This is a genomic window from Gilliamella sp. B3801 (genome assembly GCF_026536645.1).
Taxonomy (GTDB): domain Bacteria; phylum Pseudomonadota; class Gammaproteobacteria; order Enterobacterales; family Orbaceae; genus Gilliamella; species Gilliamella apicola_I.
In genome coordinates this window covers 36,308-58,602 of the sequence record NZ_JAFNNR010000009.1, presented here as the reverse complement: position 1 = coordinate 58,602, position 22,295 = coordinate 36,308, and the positions used below count along the sequence as shown (strand labels likewise).

20 protein-coding genes are annotated in these 22,295 nt (G+C 36.7%); 14 read left to right on the top strand and 6 right to left on the bottom strand.

Features of this window, described 5'->3' with window-relative positions; genetic code table 11:
• The first annotated feature begins 163 nt into the window (after positions 1 to 163).
• From aas to J3U14_RS08895, 13 genes are all read left to right on the top strand, one after another.
• Complete coding sequence (gene aas, locus J3U14_RS08955; RefSeq protein WP_267351999.1) at positions 164 to 2,305, top strand: bifunctional acyl-ACP--phospholipid O-acyltransferase/long-chain-fatty-acid--ACP ligase; 2,142 nt, start codon at positions 164 to 166, stop codon at positions 2,303 to 2,305.
• A 14-nt stretch (positions 2,306 to 2,319) separates the two neighbouring features.
• Complete coding sequence (lplT, locus tag J3U14_RS08950) at positions 2,320 to 3,528, top strand: lysophospholipid transporter LplT (RefSeq protein ID WP_267352001.1); 1,209 nt, start codon at positions 2,320 to 2,322, stop codon at positions 3,526 to 3,528.
• A complete protein-coding gene (gene murQ / locus J3U14_RS08945) occupies positions 3,494 to 4,399 on the top strand; it encodes an N-acetylmuramic acid 6-phosphate etherase (RefSeq protein WP_267352003.1) in 906 nt (301 codons plus the stop codon). Before lplT ends, murQ begins: the two co-directional genes overlap by 35 nt.
• Positions 4,400 to 4,687: 288 nt before the next feature.
• On the top strand, positions 4,688 to 6,427 hold the full coding sequence (locus J3U14_RS08940) for a carboxylesterase family protein (RefSeq protein ID WP_267352005.1): 1,740 nt from the start codon (positions 4,688 to 4,690) through the stop codon (positions 6,425 to 6,427).
• A gap of 314 nt (positions 6,428 to 6,741) precedes the next feature.
• Positions 6,742 to 7,716 carry a mannose/fructose/sorbose PTS transporter subunit IIA gene (locus J3U14_RS08935; protein ID WP_267352006.1) on the top strand — a complete coding sequence of 325 codons (975 nt, stop codon included), beginning with the start codon at positions 6,742 to 6,744 and terminating at the stop codon, positions 7,714 to 7,716.
• A 22-nt stretch (positions 7,717 to 7,738) separates the two neighbouring features.
• Positions 7,739 to 8,539 carry a PTS mannose/fructose/sorbose transporter subunit IIC gene (locus J3U14_RS08930; protein WP_220215868.1) on the top strand — a complete coding sequence of 267 codons (801 nt, stop codon included), beginning with the start codon at positions 7,739 to 7,741 and terminating at the stop codon, positions 8,537 to 8,539.
• A gap of 17 nt (positions 8,540 to 8,556) precedes the next feature.
• Positions 8,557 to 9,468, top strand: a complete 912-nt coding sequence (locus J3U14_RS08925; RefSeq protein WP_267352008.1) for a PTS system mannose/fructose/sorbose family transporter subunit IID — start codon at positions 8,557 to 8,559, stop codon at positions 9,466 to 9,468.
• Between the two features lie 163 nt (positions 9,469 to 9,631).
• A complete protein-coding gene (locus J3U14_RS08920; RefSeq protein ID WP_220215870.1) occupies positions 9,632 to 10,006 on the top strand; it encodes a DUF956 family protein in 375 nt (124 codons plus the stop codon).
• A gap of 250 nt (positions 10,007 to 10,256) precedes the next feature.
• Complete coding sequence (rpsP, locus tag J3U14_RS08915) at positions 10,257 to 10,505, top strand: 30S ribosomal protein S16 (protein WP_065559705.1); 249 nt, start codon at positions 10,257 to 10,259, stop codon at positions 10,503 to 10,505.
• 25 nt (positions 10,506 to 10,530) lie between these two features.
• Positions 10,531 to 11,058 carry a ribosome maturation factor RimM gene (gene rimM, locus J3U14_RS08910; RefSeq protein WP_220215871.1) on the top strand — a complete coding sequence of 176 codons (528 nt, stop codon included), beginning with the start codon at positions 10,531 to 10,533 and terminating at the stop codon, positions 11,056 to 11,058.
• 16 nt (positions 11,059 to 11,074) lie between these two features.
• Positions 11,075 to 11,827 carry a tRNA (guanosine(37)-N1)-methyltransferase TrmD gene (trmD, locus tag J3U14_RS08905; protein ID WP_220215872.1) on the top strand — a complete coding sequence of 251 codons (753 nt, stop codon included), beginning with the start codon at positions 11,075 to 11,077 and terminating at the stop codon, positions 11,825 to 11,827.
• Between the two features lie 31 nt (positions 11,828 to 11,858).
• Positions 11,859 to 12,209 carry a 50S ribosomal protein L19 gene (gene rplS, locus J3U14_RS08900; RefSeq protein ID WP_034900792.1) on the top strand — a complete coding sequence of 117 codons (351 nt, stop codon included), beginning with the start codon at positions 11,859 to 11,861 and terminating at the stop codon, positions 12,207 to 12,209.
• Positions 12,210 to 12,363: 154 nt separating this feature from the next.
• A complete protein-coding gene (locus tag J3U14_RS08895) occupies positions 12,364 to 12,972 on the top strand; it encodes a MarC family protein (RefSeq protein ID WP_267352013.1) in 609 nt (202 codons plus the stop codon).
• Positions 12,973 to 13,084: 112 nt separating this feature from the next.
• Here the strand turns inward: J3U14_RS08895 and J3U14_RS08890 are convergent, their stop codons facing one another.
• Genes J3U14_RS08890 through lysA form a run of 4 tightly spaced genes read right to left on the bottom strand, consistent with a single transcriptional unit; the run spans position 13,085 to position 18,536 of the window.
• On the bottom strand, positions 13,085 to 14,494 hold the full coding sequence (locus J3U14_RS08890) for an amino acid permease (RefSeq protein WP_267352015.1): 1,410 nt from the start codon (positions 14,492 to 14,494) through the stop codon (positions 13,085 to 13,087).
• Between the two features lie 53 nt (positions 14,495 to 14,547).
• The gene (locus J3U14_RS08885) at positions 14,548 to 15,654 is read right to left on the bottom strand and encodes an alanine/ornithine racemase family PLP-dependent enzyme (RefSeq protein WP_267352017.1); all 1,107 of its coding nucleotides are present in this window, start codon (positions 15,652 to 15,654) and stop codon (positions 14,548 to 14,550) included.
• Between the two features lie 18 nt (positions 15,655 to 15,672).
• A complete protein-coding gene (locus J3U14_RS08880) occupies positions 15,673 to 17,085 on the bottom strand; it encodes an APC family permease (protein WP_065559712.1) in 1,413 nt (470 codons plus the stop codon).
• A gap of 53 nt (positions 17,086 to 17,138) precedes the next feature.
• Complete coding sequence (gene lysA / locus J3U14_RS08875; protein WP_065559713.1) at positions 17,139 to 18,536, bottom strand: diaminopimelate decarboxylase; 1,398 nt, start codon at positions 18,534 to 18,536, stop codon at positions 17,139 to 17,141.
• Positions 18,537 to 18,794: 258 nt separating this feature from the next.
• Between lysA and J3U14_RS08870 the strand changes: the two genes are divergently transcribed.
• Positions 18,795 to 20,231: a sigma-54 interaction domain-containing protein gene (locus J3U14_RS08870; protein WP_411597303.1), complete on the top strand. Its 1,437-nt coding sequence runs from the start codon at positions 18,795 to 18,797 to the stop codon at positions 20,229 to 20,231.
• On the opposite strand, the gene J3U14_RS08865 is transcribed toward J3U14_RS08870, so the two are convergent.
• Positions 20,228 to 21,433 (bottom strand): NAD(P)/FAD-dependent oxidoreductase, encoded by a 1,206-nt coding sequence (locus tag J3U14_RS08865; RefSeq protein ID WP_267352023.1) that lies wholly within the window; start codon positions 21,431 to 21,433, stop codon positions 20,228 to 20,230. The genes J3U14_RS08870 and J3U14_RS08865 overlap by 4 nt on opposite strands.
• 155 nt (positions 21,434 to 21,588) lie before the next feature.
• Positions 21,589 to 22,038, bottom strand: a complete 450-nt coding sequence (locus tag J3U14_RS08860) for a DUF2846 domain-containing protein (protein ID WP_267352025.1) — start codon at positions 22,036 to 22,038, stop codon at positions 21,589 to 21,591.
• Positions 22,039 to 22,295: the final 257 nt, after the last annotated feature.

Genomic DNA, 22,295 nt, shown 5'->3' with positions numbered 1-22,295 from the left:
TTTTTATAGGCATTGTCTAACTTTTAGATAACTAACCAAAGAAAATCATTAATCATGTTCAGATTATTCATAATAAATTCAAAATAAACAACATATCTTGTGTATTTCCTCTATTTTCACTATTATGACAAGGTGCAATTTTGCACGGAAATTGAGAATTAAGATGTTATTCAATATATTAAGGGTTATTTTAAAGTTTCTTTTTCATGTCAAAATTTATGGTAACCTAAAAAACTTAAAGCAAGAAAGATTGCTTATCACTCCTAACCATGTTTCCTTTCTTGATGGTCTTCTAATCGGTGTTTTCTTACCTGTTAGACCCGTGTTTGCCATTTATTCAGGTTATATTGATCACTGGTTAGTTCGTTTAGCAAAACGGTACGTGGATTTTGTGCCGATGGATCCGATTAATCCTATGGCGATTAAACGCTTAGTACGCGAAATTGAAAAAGGACGTCCGATAGTCATATTCCCTGAAGGAAGAATCACCGTAACAGGGTCATTAATGAAAATTTATGATGGAGCGGCTTTTGTAGCGGCTCGATCGAAAGCAACGATTGTACCAGTCTGGATTGAAGGAGCAGAGTTCACATTAACTAGCCGCCTAAAAGGACTGTTTAAACGTCGCTTATTCCCGAAAATAACGATTCATGTACTTGAACCGACCACAATTCCAATGCCAAATGTGCCTAAAGCAAAAGACAAACGCTATATAGCGGGTGAAAAATTGCATCAAATCATGATGAATGCTCGTCTAGCAAGCCGTCCTAAATTAACACTATTTGAAGCATTACTTGAAGCACAAGTTCGCTACGGGACAAAATCAAGAACAGTACAAGACCCGACAACGTCCGAATTATCTTATCGTAATTTACTTAAGCAAATTATTGGTGTAAGTTGCATTATCGAAAAAATTACCGAGAAAAAAGAACGAGTGGGTGTTTTACTCCCCAATGCCACAATCACCGTTGCGACTATTTTCGGTTTATTAGTGAAAAACCGAGTACCTGCCATGCTTAATTATACTGCTGGTACAAAGGGATTAACCTGTGCAATTACTGCCGCCGAAATTAAATCCATTGTCACGTCGCGTAAATTTATTCAAAAAGGTAAACTCGATTATCTCTTAGATGAGATCAAAGGCATTAAGTGGTATTTTCTGGAAGATTTACGTAGTAGTTTGACCTTAAAAGATAAGCTCTATGTGGCAGTGAATCAATATATTCCACGTTTTGTTGAATGTAATCAAACGAGTGATGATGAAGCACTTGTTCTTTTTACATCAGGCTCTGAGGGTAACCCTAAAGGGGTTGTGCATACGCATGGTAGTCTACTTGCTAATGTTGAACAAATTCGATCGGTCATTGATCCTACTCCAGCCGATCGATTTATGTCTGCGTTACCGTTGTTCCATGCTTTTGGTATCACAGCTGGTTTGTTTTTACCGCTTTTTTCAGGTAGTCGTACATTTTTATATCCAAACCCTTTACACTATCGAATGGTACCAGAAATTATTTATGACCAAAATTGTACCGTTCTATTTGGTACACCAACTTTTTTAGCTAACTATGCTCGCTATGCCCACCCATTTGATTTTATGCGTTTACGTTATGTGGTAGCTGGCGCTGAAAAATTATCAGAACCAGTACGAGAACTATGGAAAGATAAATATGGCATTCGTATTTTAGAAGGTTATGGCGTCACCGAATGTGCACCGGTCGTTGCCCTCAATGTACCTATGGCATTTAAAAATGGCACAGTTGGTCGTTTATTGCCGGGGATGACTTCACGGTTAATTCATATACCTGGCATTAGTGAGGGAGGAGAGTTACAAGTTAAAGGGCCAAACGTGATGAAAGGTTATTTGCGCGTTGAAAATCCAGGCACCCTTGAACCACCTGTCGCCATAGATGAAAACGGTGAAGCTGAACAGGGTTGGTACGATACCGGTGATATAGTTTCAATTGATGATGAAGGTTTTATCACCATTAAAGGACGACTAAAACGATTTGCCAAAATAGCAGGTGAAATGGTCTCTTTAGAGAGTGTAGAGGCACTCGCTAAAAAAGTGGATCCCGATGCAATGCATGGTGCAACAGTAAAAGCTGATGCAGCAAAAGGGGAAGCAATTGTACTTTTCACAACTTCAACCAAGTTAGATCGTGAACAACTAAGTCAAACAGCACAAGAACTTGGTATTCCTGCTTTAGCCGTTCCTCGTGATATTCGTGTTGTTAAAGAACTTCCACTTCTTGGAACAGGAAAAATAGACTTTATCACACTTCGAAAAATGGCTGACGAATAGCATAAGGATATCACATGAACCACAATTCACTATTAAGCAAAGGCATGGTGGCAACCATGCTGGCGCAATTCTTTTCGGCATTTGCAGATAATGCAATATTCTTTGCTATTCTTGCCTATATCAGAAAACTTCAGTACCCAGAATGGAGTGAGTCAGCACTACAAATCGGTTTTGTGATTCCTTTTATCATCCTTTCTCCTTTTGTTGGTCAATTTGCAGACTGTATGTCTAAAGGAAAAGTCATGATGATTTCAAATGGTATGAAGCTATTAGGCGCAGCCTGTATCTGTCTTAATTTCAACCCTTTTATTGGCTATTTTTTAGTAGGAGTTGGTGCAGCGGGTTATTCGCCTGCTAAATATGGCATTTTAGGCGAACTGACTTCAGGTAATAATTTAGTCAAAGCGAATGGATTGATAGAAGCATCCACTATTGCGGCTATTTTACTGGGTTCACTTGCTGGCGGACATCTTGCCGATATGAATGTCAGTGCGTCCTTACTTGCATGTGTATTAATGTATGGTTTTGCTGTTATTGCTAATATTTTTATTCCTAAACTCCCTGCTGCCAGAAAAGATATTCAATGGAATATAAAGGGTATGATAAAAGATTTTAGTAAAACCGTTCACATTATTCTCAATAATAAACTTGTTTTATATACTTTATTAGGCACAAGTCTATTCTGGGGGGCGGGAGTTACCTTACGATTTTTATTAATCCTTTGGGTACCAGCTGTTTTAAATATTACTGATATCGCAACACCAACAAATCTAAATGCAGTCGTTGCTATCGGCATTGTTATTGGAGCAGGATTAGCCAGCTTACTGATCTCAATCAATAATACGTTACGTTGCATTCCGGCAGGTATTATGATGGGCATTGCCGTTATCGCATTCACTTTACAAAGCAACCTTATTGCTTGTTATGTATTATTAATTGTTATTGGTGCGTTAGGCGGATTCTTTTTAGTACCCTTAAATGCATTAATTCAAAAAACGGGTAAAGATCTTGTGGGTGCAGGCAGTGTCATTTCCGTACAAAATTTAAGTGAATATACTACAATGATGGTTATGTTGGGTCTTTATACTGTTGCTGTATCTTTTAAGATCTCGATAATAACAATTGGCGTTAGTTTCGGCGCTTTATTTGCAATTGTCATCTTTTTACTGTGGCTAGGATTAAAAAAGTATGCAACCAATAAATCTATCAAAAATGTTAACTGAAAGTCGTAATCCATACAGCGAAAAAATTGATAGCTGTTCGACGATCGATATACTCAAAATCATCAATAATGAAGATAAGCATGTTGCCGTTGCTGTTGAAAAAGAGTTAGCAAATATCGCTAAAGCAGTGGATGTGATTAGTCAAACTTTTTTAAATCACGGTCGTTTAATTTATCTCGGTGCCGGCACTTCAGGTCGGCTTGGTATTTTAGATGCAAGTGAATGCCCACCCACCTATGGCACCCCTCCTCAACAAGTCATCGGATTGATTGCTGGTGGTCAAACGGCAATTTTTAAAGCAGTTGAAAATGCCGAAGATAATCCTGAATTAGCAATAACTGATTTGAAAAATATTCACTTTTCAGCCAATGATATTTTAGTTGGTATTGCCGCAAGTGGTCGCACTCCCTACGTTATAGGTGGTATGCAATTTGCTAAATCAATTGGCGCAACAGTGATAAGTTTATGCTGTAACCCCAATGCCCCTATGATTGATCTGGCAGACGTCGCCATCACACCAATTGTAGGAGCTGAAGTGATAACGGGTTCATCAAGAATGAAAGCCGGAACAGCACAAAAACTTGTCCTTAATATGTTAACCACCGCTAGCATGATCAAAATTGGTAAAGTTTACGGTAATTTAATGGTCGATGTCGAAGCCACTAATGCTAAATTAATTGAGCGACAAATATCCATTGTCATGCAAGCAACTGAATGTGACCGACAAACGGCAATGTTAGCGCTTAAGCAGAGTGATAGACACTGTAAAACAGCTATTTTAATGATTCTCGGTCACTTTGATGTTGATCAAGCAAAAAAATTATTATCAGAAAATAATGGTTTTATCAGAAAAGCACTATCGGCGAGTTAATAAGATAATTATAGAAAAAATAAACATAAATGGTCTGTTTTTATGATCTATGTCTAATTTTCAAATTAGGATTATTGACAATCTATTACATAATAGAGAAATATAAAAACTGTACCATTTATTTAAACAGGATATTACAGGCATAACAGTGCACTGAGATAATTATAATAATATGATTTAGTAAGATTAAGCGTAAATTCATCACTTCTTTCATGGATGTATACACTTCTCGCTAATTTCTGATATTAATTTTTTATTCAATTTTTGAAAGACACACAAGGACATTGTATGAGGAAAACACTATTTCATATCGCTATACTTGGTATTTTCATCCTATCAACGCCAATTGTTGTCTATAGTCAAAATCATCAGCTTTTAACAAATTCCAATTTATCAACGATATCCACTATCTCGGATCCAACTTTGATAAAAACCCAATTTGGATTAGTTAAAGGTCAACTCGACAACATCAACAACGTTCTCGTGTGGACAGGCATACCTTATGCGAAAGCACCCTCAGGGGAGTTAAGATGGAAAAAACCGATTGACCCTGAACCATGGGAAGGTATATTTGATGCAACTCAAGTAAGTCCTATCGCATTTCAGCTCAATGAAAATAACATCATTGGTTCAGATAATAGTTTAAATCTCAATATATATCGACCGAATAATAATAAAAAAAATTTACCAGTTCTCGTTTATATTCACGGTGGAAACAACCAAATCGGAAAAGCAGAAGAGATGACAGGCAACGGCATGGTAACCGATCTGGATGCAATTTTTATCTCAATTAATTATCGTTTGGGACCACTAGGATTTAATCCGCTTCCTGCCTTGCAAACGGGTGATAAACTCGAAGATTCTGGAAACTATGCGTTATTGGATATGGCAAAATCATTGGATTGGATTAAAGACAATATTACCTATTTTGGCGGAAATCCTAACAATATCACTGTCTCTGGTTTTTCAGCGGGTGGGCGAGATGTGATGGCGATGTTAATCTCACCTATTTTTAAAGATAAATTTCAAAAAGCGATCTCTTTTAGTGGTGGTATGACCATTGCAAATAAAGAGGATAGCATTAAAGTCTTTGCCAAAGCTATAGCCCCACTTGCTGTTGAAGATAAAATAAAGCCAACTGAAGAACAAGCTTATCATTGGCTGTTAACCAATCATCCCGATGTCAAAGCATATTTGTATAGCCTATCTTCTGAAAGATTGGTTTCACTGATGAATAATGCCGGAATCAGAATGAGTGTCTTTCCGCATTTATATAACGACGGCTATGTGATCCCCAAAGAAGGGTTTAATACGCATCAATATCATTCTGTGCCATTGATCATGCTGACCGGTACGGGTGAATTTTCATTATTCGCAAAATCTTCAGCTTATTTTAGCTCATCCTTCAATCATGGTATACCAAGTGGACAAACACTAACAGCATTTCAATTCGCCAATAAATATGGCGGAAAATTATATGATTTATTTAACGTTTCAGACTCAGCCCAAAAAATGGCACCTTTTTATAAAGCAAAAATTTATGGTATGGAAATACAATATGGCGAAGATCAAAATGTTGTAGGCTTACCAATGGGATTATATGGTGCTTTTCATGGTGTTTTTTTACCACTGATGGATCCGTATTCAGAAAATTATAACGGGTTAATAGCAAATGCCTATAAAACTCAAGGCGCTAAACAACTCAGTAAGATTTATAAAAAATATATTCATAATTTTATTTATAACGGCGATCCTAATGGTGACGATTTAGTTTATTGGAATAATTGGTCAATAACAAATAATAATGCGGATAAGGGACTACTCTATATCAATGCCGACAAAGAAAAAGCTATAGTTTATATGGGAAGACAAAATTTGGTTTATAGTGATGTTCTTGATGAAATGGATAACGACCAATCTGTGACACAAGAAATCAAAAAGATTATTATTTCTGAAGTATTAAATGGGCGGTGGTTTAGTCATGAACTAGATCTTAGATATCATAATAAGTCATTATGGATAAAATGATGTATTCTTGATAAAACGTTTAGATTAAATAAGATAATTAGCAAAAAAATATCTTGAATATCTCATTATTGAAAATTTTGAAATTTATAAACCATTAAAAAGTTATTTAAGCAAAAAAGCTATTTACAAAATGGGGATTTATTTCAATAATTCTATTCGAGATAAAACTTATATTGGTTCGTTAATATCACGAATTTCAGCCCTGTTTAAAGTTACAGACTATATTATTTATAGTTAATTTTTAATATCAATTTTTGATAAAAATTTATGACATTTATATTATGAATATAATATAAAAATTGGGAGGTAGTTGTATGGTAGGAATTATTCTAGCAACTCATGGTGAGTTTGCAGAAGGGATTCTACAATCTGGGTCAATGATTTTTGGAGAGCAAGAAAACGTGCAAGCTATAACCTTGCATCCAAGTGATAGCCCGGAGAGTTTAAAAGAACGAATGTTAGCCGCAATAGCAACATTCGACGATCAAAATGAAGTACTTTTTTTAGTTGATTTATGGGGTGGCACGCCATTTAATCAAGCCAATAACCTATGTGGTGAACACCCTAATTGGGCAATTGTTGCAGGTTTAAATCTGCCGATGCTTATTGAAGCTTATTCATCTCGTTTTTCAATGGAAACAGCTAAAGAAATTGCCGTCGCAATCTTAGAATCAGCGAAAGAAGGAATTAAAGCAACAGTTGAAGCACCTGCTGCAAGCACCACTGCCACTCAACAAACGAATACCATACCTGAAGGCACCGTTCTAGGTGATGGTAAAATGAAAATTGTCTTGGCTCGGGTTGACTCTCGTTTATTACATGGTCAAGTCGCCACCGCTTGGACAAAATCAACCAATCCTAATCGTATCATCGTGGTATCGGATTCAGTATCGAAAGATGAATTAAGAAAAAAACTGATCGAAGAAGCCGCGCCTCCTGGGGTAAAAGCAAATGTCGTGCCGATTAAAAAAATCATCGAAGTTTCGCGCGATCCACGATTTGGCAATACTAAAGCATTATTACTATTCGAAAACCCACAAGATGTATTACGAACTATTGAAGGCGGGGTCGACATTGATACCCTTAATATTGGCTCAATGGCGCACTCTGTCGGTAAAGTAATGGTAAATAAAGTGCTGTCAATGAATGCGGATGATGTAGAAACATTTGAAAAATTAAAAGAAAAACACGTTAAATTTGATGTTCGCAAAGTACCTAATGATTCTAATAGTAATATGGATGAATTGTTGAAAAAAGCGAAAGAAGAATTAGCAGCACAAAAGAATTAGGACTTATACAAGAGGTTATATTATGACATTATCAATTGTTGCTATCATTTTAGTGATAGTTATTGCCTTTCTGGCAGGAATGGAAGGTATTTTAGATCAGTTTCAATTTCATCAACCGTTAGTTGCCTGTTCATTAATTGGTTTGGTGACCGGTAATCTTGAAGCGGGTGTTTATTTGGGTGGCTCATTACAAATGATAGCCTTAGGTTGGGCTAACATTGGTGCCGCCGTTGCACCCGATGCCGCTTTAGCCTCTGTGGCTTCGTCCATCATTTTAGTCTTAGGTGGACAAGGTGAAGCAGGCGTATCAACAGCTATTGCTGTTGCCATTCCTTTAGCGGTTGCTGGATTATTTTTAACAATGATTGTCCGAACCATTGCGGTACCTTTAGTACATATGATGGATGCAGCGGCAGAAGAAGGTAATATCCGTAAAATTGAACTATTACAAATATTAGGTATCTGCTTACAAGGTTTAAGAATTGCCATTCCGGCAGCTGCGCTATTATTTATTCCAGCCGAAACAGTAAAAGGCGTATTAGAATCTATGCCTGAATGGTTAACAAAAGGTATGGCAATTGGTGGTGGTATGGTCGTTGCTGTGGGTTATGCCATGGTAATTAATATGATGGCAAATCGTGAAGTTTGGCCATTCTTCATCATCGGTTTTGTGGTTGCGGCTATCTCAGAATTAACCCTTATTGCGTTAGGTGCATTAGGTATTGCATTAGCAATGATTTATCTTAGCCTTTCAGAACGTGGCAATTCATCAAATGGTGGAAGCAAAGGTGATCCACTTGACGATATTTTAAATGATTACTAGGTACTTGGAGTAAAAAAATGACTGATAAAATTCAATTAAGCAAAAAAGATCGTTTAGCGGTTGCTTGGCGCTCAACCTTTCTCCAAGGTTCTTGGAATTATGAACGTATGCAAAATGGTGGTTGGGTCTATTCAATGATCCCTGCAATAAAAAAACTCTATACCACCAAAGAAGATCGTTCAGCAGCACTTAAACGCCATTTAGAATTCTTTAACACTCACCCTTATTTAGCTTCACCAGTTCTTGGTGTAACGCTTGCTCTCGAAGAAGAACGTGCTAATGGTGCTGCTGTTGATGATGTTGCCATCCAAGGTGTAAAAGTTGGGATGATGGGACCTTTAGCCGGAGTTGGTGATCCCGTGTTCTGGTTTACGGTAAGACCAATGCTTGGTGCGCTTGGCGCATCACTTGCACTTAGTCACAGTGTTATGGGACCAATTTTATTCTTTTTACTTTGGAATATTATCCGTTGGAGTTTTATGTGGTACACCCAAGAGTTTGGTTACCGTACAGGTTCTAAAATTACCGATAATTTATCGGGTGGCTTACTGCAAAAAATTACCAAAGGTGCTTCCATTTTAGGGATGTTTATTCTGGCGGCCTTGGTACAAAGGTGGGTATCAATTAATTTCCAACCAGTCGTTTCAAAAGTTAAAATGGCCGACGGTACTTTTATTGATTGGAATCACTTACCAACTGGTTCAGAAGGCATTCAAACCGCATTACAACAAATGCAAGCAGGGTTATCCCTTACTGAAGAAAAGGTCACCACCTTACAAAATAACTTAGACCAACTGATACCAGGACTGGTTCCGTTACTTTTAACCTTTTTATGCATGTGGTTATTACGTAAAAAAGTATCACCAATCTTAATAATCCTCGGACTCTTTATTGTCGGGATTGTAGGACATGTGATTGGTCTTCTATAAGTTCAAACTTTAAGTAATCGATAAAAAGCATAATTTACTGTTTAAATTATGCTTTTTTATCTTTTATCAATAAATATTTGAATAATTGAGTCCAAAGGTTTTGGCTGTTCACATCATAAAAAAACAATAAATTAACTTTAGTATTAATATGGAAGTCATATAAATGGTTCAATCATTAAACTCCAAAATAGACCTAACCGTTAAAGCTACCGCATTTACAGCTTTTACCGAGTATGGACAAATTATGATTGGAAATAAAGCGTTGGAATTTTATCATCAGCGAGATGCACGTAAATACATCCAAATCCCATGGCAAGAAGTCGAATATGTTTCTGCATCCGTCTTATTTGGGGGAAAATGGATACCACGTTATACTATCCACACAAAACAAAATGGCTCCTTTACCTTTGCCTCAAAAAATCCTAAAGACGTATTAAGAGCAATCCGAGTTTATATTGGTGGTGACAAAATGGTAAAATCATTAGGTTTTTTTGGTGTTTTAAAGCGAGCATTTACTCGCAAACCAAGTCAAAAATAATCGATGCTGATAAGCATGTAAATCATCCCTAATATTATAAATTATCCTGCGTTACTCATGGTGAGGGTGACAACGGATAATGAATACTATTTTGTCTATTCATTTTTTAATTGAATCTATTATATACTATCTTGTCTCTATCAATCATAATCAGTCATTGCACTTTTTGCCAGAAGGAGTATAATTCTGGGGCTTTGATTCTGTCCATGTTGGGCAGGAAAAAGATTATTTTTTAATTTAAGAGGATGTTATGGTAACTATTCGTTTAGCTCGTGGTGGCTCTAAAAAGCGCCCTTTTTATCAAGTAGTTGTCACTGATAGCCGTAACCCACGTGATGGTCGTTTTATCGAACGCATTGGTTTCTTTAATCCAATTGCACAAGGTAAAGCAGAAGAACTACGTTTAGATCTTGATCGCGTAAATCATTGGGTTGGTTTAGGTGCAACTGTTTCTGATCGTGTTAATTCATTGATCAAACAAGCACAAAAAGCTGCTTAATTAAGTAATAGATAGTCACTGTAAAATGAATACTGAGAATTTCATTGTTGTTGGTAAACTTGGTTCAAGCTACGGCATTCGTGGATGGCTCAGAATTTTTTCGTTTACAGAATTTCCAGATAGTATTTTTGATTACACACCTTGGTATATCCAGCGAGCTGGAAAATGGCAAGAGGTAATCGTAGAAAGCTTTAAACCCCATAATCAAGATATGATTGTGAAACTCAAAGGTGTTGACGATCGTGATCAAGCCAATGCATTAACCAACATTGAAGTGTTTGTCGATGCTGAAAATTTGCCTGAACTGAATCATGGTGATTTTTATTGGAAAGATCTGATTGGGTGCCGAGTAAAAACAGTCAACGGTTACGATTTAGGTCAGGTCACTGATTTAATGGAGACCGGCTCTAATGATGTATTGGTGGTAAAAGCAAATCTAAAAGATGCATTTGGAGCAACAGAACGTTTAATCCCTTTTGTTGAAGAACAATTTATTAAACAAGTTGATCTAACAACAAAAATGATTGTGGTCGATTGGGATCCTGCTTTTTAATTGGTAAGGTAACACTATGTGGATTGGCGTAATTAGCCTTTTTCCCGAAATGTTTCAAGCCATTACCTGTTATGGCGTAACTGGTCGAGCTGTAAAAAATGGGCTGTTAACAGTAAATTATTGGAATCCGCGCGACTTTGCGCATGATAAGCATAAGACTGTCGATGACAGACCTTATGGTGGTGGGCCGGGTATGTTAATGATGGTACAACCCCTTAGGGATGCAATTCATGCAGCGAAAGCTGTGGCAGGTGACAATACAAAAGTAATCTATCTTTCCCCACAAGGGCGCAAATTGAACCAACAAGGCGTTTGCGAATTGTCACAAAATCAAAAATTAATTTTGATTTGTGGACGTTACGAAGGTATTGATGAACGCGTGATCCAAACCGAGATTGACGAAGAATGGTCAATTGGAGATTACGTATTGAGTGGCGGTGAATTACCGGCAATGACGATGATTGATGCACTGGCAAGATTTATTCCCGGCGTGTTAAATCATGAATCATCAGCAGAAGAAGACTCTTTTGCTAACGGTTTACTTGATTGTCCTCACTATACCAGACCTGAGGTGTTAGATGGAATGGCGGTGCCTGACGTGTTAATGTCTGGTCACCATGAAGCGATTCGTCGTTGGCGATTAAAACAATCCCTTGGACGAACTTGGTTAAGAAGAGAAGATCTTCTTGAAAATCTAGCTCTGACTGATGAAGAGCAATGTTTACTCGCTGAGTTTCAACGTGAATATCAGGATAAACATAGCCATTAAGATTTCAGTATAACTAGTAAGAGATAATATTATGAAAAATGCAATTATTCAGCAATTAGAACAAGAACAAATGAAAAAAGACATCCCGTCTTTTCGCCCGGGTGATACGGTTGAAGTAAAAGTATGGGTTGTTGAAGGTAACAAAAAACGTCTTCAAGCATATGAAGGTGTGGTTATTGCAATTCGCAATCGTGGTTTACATTCTGCATTTACAGTACGTAAAATTTCGAATGGCGAAGGTGTTGAAAGAGTATTCCAAACTCACTCACCGATTGTTGATTCAATTACTGTGAAACGTCGTGGTCAAGTACGTCAAGCTAAACTTTACTACTTACGCGAACTTCGTGGTAAAGCGGCTCGTATTAAAGAGCGCCTAAACTAGTTTTTATTGATTAACAATAAAAAACGATTAAAATAGATTAAATTAAATATGGTCACCATTAAGGTGACCGTTTTTATGTGTAACCAATATTTTTTCCCACCAGCTATCGTTGACACAATTCAAGCAATATCTTGGTCGAATAAAAGGTAATATTATGGCTAACTATCTTGTTGAGATTCTTGCCACAACAATAAAATTATTTGCATTAATGACACCACCTGCTGTATTAAGTGCATTTTTGAGTGGTACAAAACAGTATGATGAACAAGCACGCCGAAAAACCGCACGTAAAACGTCTTGTGCCGTTTTTATTATTGGCATTGTGCTATTCTTTTTCGGTAATGCGATGTTTAGTATTTTTGGCTTTACTCTCGATGCATTTCGAATTGGATCGGGGGCATTACTCTTTGTAACAGCAGTGGCATTAATGAACGATTCGCCTGACAAAAATAAAATTAATAGCGATGATGATATTAGTGTTGTCCCTTTGGCTATCCCGCTTTGTATGGGCCCCGCATCAATTGGTACAATTATCGTATTAGGGACAAGTTCAGATGGTTTAATTCAAAATTTAATTGGTGCGTTATCACTATTCATTGCATCAAGTGGTATTTATGCCATGTTATTATGCTCTAAAACCATCGCTAAAGTTTTAAAAAATACCGGAATTGCAATTTTATCAAAATTAACCGGATTATTAATTTCAGCAATTGCTGCCCAAGTCGTATTTACTGGCGTCGCCGGAATTTTAAATCTTAATTAGTCAGATCATTGAATATATTAGATAATGACAAAGGTCAGATGTTATCTTCTCGGTAATCACTACTACGTTTACGATAGTGAGTGATTACACCAACCTTATTTAACCAAATAGTTTAGTCATTTGCATGGGGCATAATTAATTTTCTTTTTTTGAAGAAAAAATACGAACTGATAATAATCATAATTAATACCAATTCCGATATAAAAATAAAATAACCGGATTCACCAAACCAAACTCCAATAATGATAATCGTATTAATCACCATCGAAATGATCGCAAGCCATGGATAAAATGGCGATTTAAATTTAATGGTCTCTTGCGGATATTTCCCCTTATTGACCCCTTGACGAAACTGAAATTGACACCAAGCGATAATAATCCAAGCAAAACATCCAACCTGCCCTGTCGCTGCAACCAAATAAAGATAAAGTTTTTCCGCAGCAATGTACTTTGAAAATAATGATACCAGCGCAATAATGGATATAAACAATATTCCTTTGGTTGGCACACCCCGCCTATTTACCTCTGCAAAATATTTTGGTGCTAAATTATCCTGAGACATTGACCATAACATTCTAGAACTGGCATAAATTGCAGAATTAGCTGCCGATATAGCGGCGCAAAAAATGACAAATAACATGACATAAGATGCAAAATTGATGCCTGCTTGCGTAAATACCCAAACAAAAGGGCTTATCTCTTCTTGTGCATTACCATAGGGATAAACAAGTGCCAAAACTGCAATTGCTAAAACATAAAATAGGATGATTCTAAAAGCGACACCTGTAATTATTTTAGGTAAAACGGTTTGTGGTGATTGGGCTTCCCCTGCTGCACTTCCTATCAATTCAACGCCTTGAAAAGAGTAAGTGACAATCGTCATACAGACAAAAATCGCTGAAAAACCGTTAGGAAACCATCCGTTTTCTGTTTTCAATGTTGGTAGCACATGGGTGTCAGCATATTGATGATATAGCAAGTAAATACCTGTCCCAATAAAAGCAATAATTGCCAGAACTTTTATTGTTGAAAACCAGTATTCACTTTCGCCGTAAGCTCGTACCGATGTGAGATGTACAAAGGTTAAAATAATTAAAATAATTAGACTAAACAGATAAATAGGAATAGAAGTGATAAATTGGTGAGCAATAATTGATGCCGCCGTTAAATCAGCCGCCATCGACAGCACCCAACTTAACCAATATAACCAACCTATAGTATAGCTCCAAATGGGATTAGGTATAAACATTAACGCATAGTGCTGGAAAGAACCGGCATGAGGAAATGCGCATGAAAGCTCACCTAAACAGAGCATAGTGGAGAGCATAATACAACCAGCCATCAAATAAGCAATAATCGTCCCCAGCGGACCAACCGTGCTAAGTGGTGCTGCAATACCAATAAATAATCCGGTACCAATCGAACCACCCAAAGAGATCATCAACAGATGCCGATTTTTTAAATTCTTTTTTAAACTAGTGGTACTCGGATAGGAACTTCCTTGATATTCAGATGTTGCCATGTAAACCGCCTAGTAAGGTAAAAAAGCTGCTGGAAACCAGCAGCTAACACGAATTAATAAATAAACCGTTTTTCTACACCATTCGTTTGACATGCCATAAGTAAGGCTGTGTAATCGAGTTCAAAACCAATCATATCACCTACTTTCAATGTTTCTAACACATCTTCAATATCAACGATGGTATGATCACTGGTTTGCCCCAAAACCGTAATACTATCATCGATAGGTACACAGTTTTCAGCCGGCACATCTTGACGACCAAAAGCAAGTAGTGCACGTTTACGAGTACCATGATCGACAAAGGTTTTACTATTTAAAAAGGCATCGACTCCAAGCTCCCCTACAGGCACGGTTGGCTTACTATTGAGTTCAATAATTTGTGCGTATAGCTTATAGATATCGCTACATGCTTTATCGACAGGTTTATTGGAATGATGAAATTCATCCAGATATTTCATATCAACATATTCAATACCAAACTCATGTAAACCACCTATTCTGATGTGATTCAATCCTTTAGGCCAAACACCTTTATCTAACAAATGGTAACTGGTACAATTACCGGCAGATAAGTATTTGATTTTAATACCACAAGTTTCCTCTACTTTGCGTGCTATGTGTAAAAAATCAACACCATTTTTAACCGTAGGCAAAACGGTTCCATAGCAGTTAAAGTTGGTGCCAAGCCCATAAAGCTCAACACCCGGTAACGAAAGAATGAGATTGACGGTATCAATAATCTCATCAAGATGCTCAAACCAGATACCTTCTCGTAAATCCCCCATATCCACCATGAGCAACACTTGGTGAATCTTTCGCTGTTTAACGGCCTCATCAGATAAAGCCGTTATGACTTGTTTTTCACTATTTAAGCTAATATCCGCATATTTCACCACGTCGCTGATTTCACTTAAACAAGGACTACGTAATAAACACGTTTTACAATTTAATGCCTCTTTGAGTTTTTTTAAATTGTAAGTTCTTGATTCAGCAATAACATCAATACCACCCTCTAATACAGCTTTCGCTGTTTCGACGCAGCCATCAAATACTTTATTGACGGCCATGACTTCAATGCCGTGTTTAGCTAAAATGTCTTTCTCAACACGGGCATTTTCTTTTAATTTGCGTAAATCAATTTCCAATATGGGTTTGTACATGCTTTACTCCTCTATACCTTACTGTTCGAGCAAACGATTGCGTTTTTGAGCACGATGATATATCCATTCTGCTAATACGATCGCAAGTACAGCGCCACCAACTATCTTAGCAATATACTCAACATATCCACCCATATCGATTTGAGCTGGTGGTATAAAGACTAAAATCACAGCAAATAGTGTAGATAAGAACCCTAAAGCGGGTAATACCACTGGTAACACTTTACCCGGAATTTTAAAGCTACGTGGTACATCAGGTTGAGTCACTCGTAGTCGATAGTAAGCGATAAACATCACTAAGTAAGGAATGAAATAGCAAATTGTTGTCAACGCCGTCAACATCCAATAAGCTGCAGCAATACTTGGTGATACAAATGTTGAGAAGCAAAGTACAGTAACGATGATTGCTTGAACAACCAGTGCAAATGTCGGTGTTTGATAAACCGGATGTAAACGACCTACACGCTCACCCAACAAATTATCCTCTTTAGAGGCTTCTTGTAGCATATAGATCGGCCCAACTAACCATGAGTTAATTTGTCCTAAAGCACCAAAGAATAAACATATTGCCATAACAGGTAACAACCAAGGCATATGTAATACATTGGCAGCAGATTGCATCGCTTGCATAACGCCAGCAACAATATCAGTATCTTCGGCTGGTAATAATGTATTGATAGCCCAAGAGCCAATCATATAAATACCAACAATAACAATTGCTGACACAGCCATCGCTTTTGGAAAATCACGTTGTGGATCACGTGTACGCCCGGCAATCATTGGTGCCACTTCAAGCCCAGCAAACGCAAACATCATACTGGATAAAAACACAATCGTATCCCAACTGCCTAAATCAGGAATCCAATCACTTAAATGCGTATAATCGGTTGCCATTGGATGACCAGTCAATAACCAAACAATCGCGAGTAAGACAATAATCGCTGCGGGGATAAATACACCAAGCCAAGCACTCACGCTATTAATAATCTTAGTCCATTTTAATCCCCGAATATTCATCAGTGTTAAAATCCAGAAGACCACCATGGATCCCACCCCAATAAATACTTCATTTTGGGCTAATTCGGGACTAAACATATAACCAATAGCAGTAAAACCAAATTGCAACATCAATGGGAAGAAGAGTACACAGGAAAATAAAAAACAAACCACTACAATCCAAGCGATACGCTTACCAAATGCCTCTTTAACCCAAACAAATATCCCGCCATCTTTTGGCCAACCTGTTGAAAGTTCACCACACACCATGGCTAATGGAAAAAACAAACAAAATGCCGCAATGAGCCAAAGCACCATTGCTGATGCGCCATAAGGAGCAACGTTAGGAATTTGTCGTAAACTCAGTATCGCAATGACATTCATAAATACAATGTCTTTGATACCGAGCAAACTTGAATCTTTAGAATCACTCATAATAACCTCACATTGTAGTATCTAGGGCAACGTGTGCCCCAGATAAATCATGATTAATAGATGTCGTATCCAACCATATCTTCGTAAGTGTCCTCACGGCGAATCAAGCGATCTTTGCCTTTTTTGTCTATCATCACAACCGACGTACGAGGGCGATTGTTATAGACAGTCTGACTTTCAATGGTGTAAGCTCCAGCATCAAGGAAAGCAATAATATCGCCAATGTCGGTATCTTTAGGTAATAAGAACTCTTCACCTTTAACACCAACATGATAGTAGTCACCACCATCACACAAAGGACCGGCTAATTTAATATATTCATCATGTGATTCATTAATTCGAGATGCATTATAAACATAGAAGAACCAATCGAAATGTTGACTATCAGATAACACGCTATAACCTGCATCAACAAATTTCCATTCAACATGTTCTTCAATGTTACCGTCTAAATCATAATTCGTTTTACGTTTTTCACAGGCAACTTCTGTTAATAGCACCCCAGCTGAACCGGTAACTTTTCGACCAGGTTCAATACAGATTTCAACATCGGTACGCCATTTATGTACTTCACGAATGACTGCATCAGCAAAATCTTGGGCAGTAATACCGGCATACATATTGTCTTGTAATGGGTTACCGTTTTCGTCATCGTATTTATAAGGAACAGGAATACCTCCCCCTACATTAATTAAATCAAACTTAATTCCTAACACCTCTTCTAAACGGCGAGATTCATCAACAAGTACTTTGGTTGCTTTCGCAAAAGGTTCAGCTTCCGGTACCTGATCCCCAACGTGCATATGTAGACCACGTAAATGGACATAAGGCATTTCAAGAATACGGCGACAAGTCTCTTCTGCTTGTTCTAAATCGATACCTGACTTAGCATGATAAGCAGTAACTAATTCAGCGTGTGTTGCAGATGGTACATTCGGTTCAACACGTACACACACATTCGCCACTTTTTTCAATTTTTTTGATATTTCATCGATAATATCAAGTTCATATAAACTATCGACGTTAATAATATACAGATCATTTTTAATGGCATATTCAAGATCAACTGGTTTTTTTACCACACCATTAAACACGATTTGGCTACCCGGAAAACCAATCTCTAAACATTTACGTACTTCAAACATTGAGTTTGCTTCAGCGTAAATACCCGCATCTTTAATGGCTTTGAGTACGCCCATAACCGAACAAGTTTTAGAAGCATAGAAAATTTTTGTTTTTGGATGCGCTTTGAATGCTTGTTTAATTTCTTGAACATTACGATCAATTTCTTTTTCAGAAAACACATAAAAAGGCGTTGGATATTTTCTTGCTAACTCTTCTAAATTAACGCCATCAAAACATAATTTACCGTTTTCAGCACTAAAACGACGATCTTTAGTTATAAGATCATGACGTAATTTGTTATAATTTGACATAATTTTGTCGGACATATGACCTCCAGTTAATGAGTACTCAAAAAGTACATAAGAAAATAAGTAAAATGGCTTTTCTCTTGTAATGCAATCAGCATGCCAACTTAATAATACAAATAATCAATAAGTTAAACTTAACAATCTAGCAACAATTTTTGTCATTAAGTTAAAAACATGTCTTTATGACAAAAATTTGTCATTTTTTAGTGATAGTCGAAAGGTATTTAAATAAAAGTATGCTATTAAGCAATAATCCAAATTTTATAAGGTACTAATATCATGACAGTTGATCCTGAATTATTACAATCACTGGAAATATTTAAACATTTTTTTGATTTAATACATCAGCCAATGGCCATTATTGATAAAGAAGGTAAATATATTTACTACAATCAGGAAAGTGCAGAACTCGATGGCTATCCTCAAGATAAAGCTATAGGAAAACCATTGCTTAAAGTTTATCCTAATTTACAAAAAGAAGATAGTACTATGTTAAAAGCCTTGCTAGAAGGTAAGGAATATCTGGATAATTATCAATGCTATTATAATCATGTTGGTAAAGTTGTCGATTATTTGCATACCACGGTTCCACTTTACAATCATAACAAACAGATCATTGGCGCAATCGAAATCGGTCGAAATTTATCTAATGTAAGACAATTACAAGATCAAGTTTTTAAACTCAACAGCCGTTTATATCACAGTAAAGAACAATCACTTCCCGAAATCGTATTTGTATCTCAAAAAATGCAATCGGTCATTGATCAAACGAATATTTTAGGCGCTAATGATGTGCCAGTACTCATTGTTGGTGAGACAGGTACCGGTAAAGAACTCTTCGCCCATTTAATTCATCAAACTAGCGACCGCCGAGATAAAGCCTTTATATCACTCAATTGTAGTGCACTACCTACTACGCTAATTGAAAGTACACTATTTGGTACTGTGAAAGGCGCCTTTACGGGAGCTGAAAATCGCCAAGGTTATCTAGAACTGGCTAACAGTGGCACACTATTTCTTGATGAACTAAACGCCATGCCACTTGAAATGCAAAGCAAGTTATTGCGATTTCTACAAGAAAAAACCTACTGGCGACTAGGCGGCAATAAAGAGCTGCATTCTGATGTTCGCATTGTGGCCGCCATGAACGAATCACCTACTGATCTTTTAAAAAACGGTAAAATGCGCAGCGATCTGTTTTATCGATTAAATGTGGGATTAATAAAACTTCCAGCACTACGCGAACGAACAGAAGATATTCCTGTTTTAGCTCGCTATTTTATTGATAAACACCAAGATGAGATAAAAGTAACCATCAGTGGTATAAGTAAGCATGCTTTGAAACAATTGATGGCAGCACCATGGCCAGGCAATGTACGTATGCTTGAAAATGCAATTGTCCGAAGTATGGTTTTACAAAATGAACCCGGAGAATTACAACATATCGTTCTTGATGAAGAGCTATTTGAAATTGAAAGCCCTCATCAGCAAGCAGATGTCATGACAAAAATCGAGGATTCTGCCACAAATTTTTCTCGATTTAGGGATTTAACAACCCAAGTGGAAAACTATGAGCGACAATTGATTATCGATGCGTTAAATCAAGCTAACGGAAAAATTATCAATGCCGCTAAATTATTAAATGTTTCGCGTACTACATTACAATATAAGGTCAAAAAGTACCATATTCAAATGGGTGTAATGAATCATTAACATTGATGGCTAACAGTTTTTTCATCCAATGCCTTCGCACATGCAAAGGCACTGCTCCAAGCCCACTGAAAATTATAACCACCTAACCAACCCGTTACATCAACCACTTCGCCAATAAAATAAAGATTCGGCTGTGACTTAGTCGCCATTGTTTTTGATGATAATGCATCGGTACTCACCCCGCCTAATGTGACTTCAGCCGTTCGATACCCTTCGGTTCCGTTTGGTACAATATGCCACTTGGTTAATGTGTCAAAAAGACGCTGTTGTTGATGCAAATTGAGTTGTTTCACAGTAATATCTGTAATCATATCCAGTTGTATCAATGCTTCTACTACTCTTTTAGGTAAAATTTGTGCTAAACAATTTTTCAAAGTCTGGTTACGATTTTTTTCTAATAACGGTTTAAATGATGATTCAAATGTCATATCTGGTAATAAGTTGATCGTAATGGGTTCACCCACTCGCCAATAGTTGGATATCTGTAAAATGGCGGGGCCTGAAAGCCCTCGATGAGTAAATAATAAATTTTCTTTAAAATGCATTTGCTCATAAGTCACTTCAACCGGAATAGCAATACCGGATAGTTGCGATAACACATCTAATAATGGTTTATGTAAGGTAAAAGGCACCAGCCCAGCTTTGACCGGTACAATTGGAATGGAAAATTTTTCTGCCACTTTATAACCTATTGAAGTCATACCGAGTGCTGGCATCGATAACCCGCCTGTAGCAATAATCAGGTTTTGACAACTCAGCATACCTTGCGAAGTCTGCAATTTAAATCCATCTTCAACCGCTTCGACGTCATCTAATTGCGTTTGCATCATTAGGTTAACTTTTCCTTTTTGACACTCGTTAAGCAGCATATCGACAATATCTTTGGCTGAATTATCACAAAACAACTGACCATGATCTTTTTCATGATAAGCAATATTATATTGATTAACTAATTGGATAAAATCCCATTGGTTAAATCGTTTCAAGGCTGATTTACAAAAATGACGATTTTCAGAAATGTAATGGTGCGCATCCACATCAAGATTAGTAAAATTACATTTTCCGCCACCCGACATTAAGATCTTTCGTCCCGGTTTTTTTCCGTTATCAATAACGGTCACACGATGCCCTTTTTGCCCTAATAATCCAGCACAAAATAGACCCGCAGCCCCTGCTCCAACAATTGTAATTTGAGTTTGCATAATAATCTTGTGAAACCATAAATAGAAGGAATTATAGCAGGATTAAGTAAATAGACTAGAACTTGAAAATATGACAATTCCGTCAGTTTTTACCAACGGAATTAAGTAAATTAAAAATAGTAATTTTGAACAATGCTTATCAAGTTAGAATAATTTTATTCTGTTTTGATTAATTTACTTTTTATTATACTTTTCTTGGCTAACAGTTCATTAACCTCTTGAAGACCCGCTCCTGGAACAAAAACACCCATTTTAATATATTGCCTGATAAAATAGTTACTGCCTCCCTCTGCATAAATCTCTAGCGAATTATTACTAAACTCAGATTCTGTTTCAATGGTATGATAGCCAGGCTTAACAATTTTATAAAAATAAGTTCTGTCAGCCGTTTTACCCAAATATTCCCCATCAATATAAATAGCCTTTTTGCTAGGTTTACCCATTAGACTATCTCTATAAATATAAATACCTGAAAAATTTGCATCTGGTTCAGCAAATTTTTTAGCTTCACGATCTAATTTTGGATCGGCTAAATCAACTCTTGCAGAACATCCAACAAATAATATACTTGCAATTAATATGAACACTATTTTAAAAATTTTCATTAAATTAAACATTCCTTTCATAATGATTAATGAATTAAATTGTTATCACACTATTTAAAATTTACATTAGCATATTATCATTAACAATTTTATAAGCCCAATAATTTTTATCATGTTAAATCATTTAGTTATGCTAATAGTTAAATGAAAAGATAATGTTCTATTATTAGCTTCATTAATAACTCCAGTACAACTTATTAAAAGATTGACTTATAAGTAATATTTATTTGACCAAAATAGCATTTTTCTTTAATTTC

Excerpts from the sequence above, each read along its gene's own strand:
- rplS (WP_034900792.1), top strand. The coding sequence starts at position 11,859 with ATGAAAAATGCAATTATTCAGCAATTAGAACAAGAACAAATGAAAAAA.
- J3U14_RS08930 (WP_220215868.1), top strand. The coding sequence starts at position 7,739 with ATGACATTATCAATTGTTGCTATCATTTTAGTGATAGTTATTGCCTTT.
- J3U14_RS08935 (WP_267352006.1), top strand. The coding sequence starts at position 6,742 with ATGGTAGGAATTATTCTAGCAACTCATGGTGAGTTTGCAGAAGGGATT.
- aas (WP_267351999.1), top strand. The coding sequence starts at position 164 with ATGTTATTCAATATATTAAGGGTTATTTTAAAGTTTCTTTTTCATGTC.
- J3U14_RS08865 (WP_267352023.1), bottom strand. The coding sequence starts at position 21,433 with ATGCAAACTCAAATTACAATTGTTGGAGCAGGGGCTGCGGGTCTATTT.
- murQ (WP_267352003.1), top strand. The coding sequence starts at position 3,494 with ATGCAACCAATAAATCTATCAAAAATGTTAACTGAAAGTCGTAATCCA.
- lplT (WP_267352001.1), top strand. The coding sequence starts at position 2,320 with ATGAACCACAATTCACTATTAAGCAAAGGCATGGTGGCAACCATGCTG.
- trmD (WP_220215872.1), top strand. The coding sequence starts at position 11,075 with ATGTGGATTGGCGTAATTAGCCTTTTTCCCGAAATGTTTCAAGCCATT.
- J3U14_RS08895 (WP_267352013.1), top strand. The coding sequence starts at position 12,364 with ATGGCTAACTATCTTGTTGAGATTCTTGCCACAACAATAAAATTATTT.
- J3U14_RS08940 (WP_267352005.1), top strand. The coding sequence starts at position 4,688 with ATGAGGAAAACACTATTTCATATCGCTATACTTGGTATTTTCATCCTA.
- J3U14_RS08925 (WP_267352008.1), top strand. The coding sequence starts at position 8,557 with ATGACTGATAAAATTCAATTAAGCAAAAAAGATCGTTTAGCGGTTGCT.
- rpsP (WP_065559705.1), top strand. The coding sequence starts at position 10,257 with ATGGTAACTATTCGTTTAGCTCGTGGTGGCTCTAAAAAGCGCCCTTTT.
- J3U14_RS08890 (WP_267352015.1), bottom strand. The coding sequence starts at position 14,494 with ATGGCAACATCTGAATATCAAGGAAGTTCCTATCCGAGTACCACTAGT.
- lysA (WP_065559713.1), bottom strand. The coding sequence starts at position 18,536 with ATGTCCGACAAAATTATGTCAAATTATAACAAATTACGTCATGATCTT.
- J3U14_RS08860 (WP_267352025.1), bottom strand. The coding sequence starts at position 22,038 with ATGAAAATTTTTAAAATAGTGTTCATATTAATTGCAAGTATATTATTT.
- rimM (WP_220215871.1), top strand. The coding sequence starts at position 10,531 with ATGAATACTGAGAATTTCATTGTTGTTGGTAAACTTGGTTCAAGCTAC.
- J3U14_RS08880 (WP_065559712.1), bottom strand. The coding sequence starts at position 17,085 with ATGAGTGATTCTAAAGATTCAAGTTTGCTCGGTATCAAAGACATTGTA.
- J3U14_RS08920 (WP_220215870.1), top strand. The coding sequence starts at position 9,632 with ATGGTTCAATCATTAAACTCCAAAATAGACCTAACCGTTAAAGCTACC.
- J3U14_RS08885 (WP_267352017.1), bottom strand. The coding sequence starts at position 15,654 with ATGTACAAACCCATATTGGAAATTGATTTACGCAAATTAAAAGAAAAT.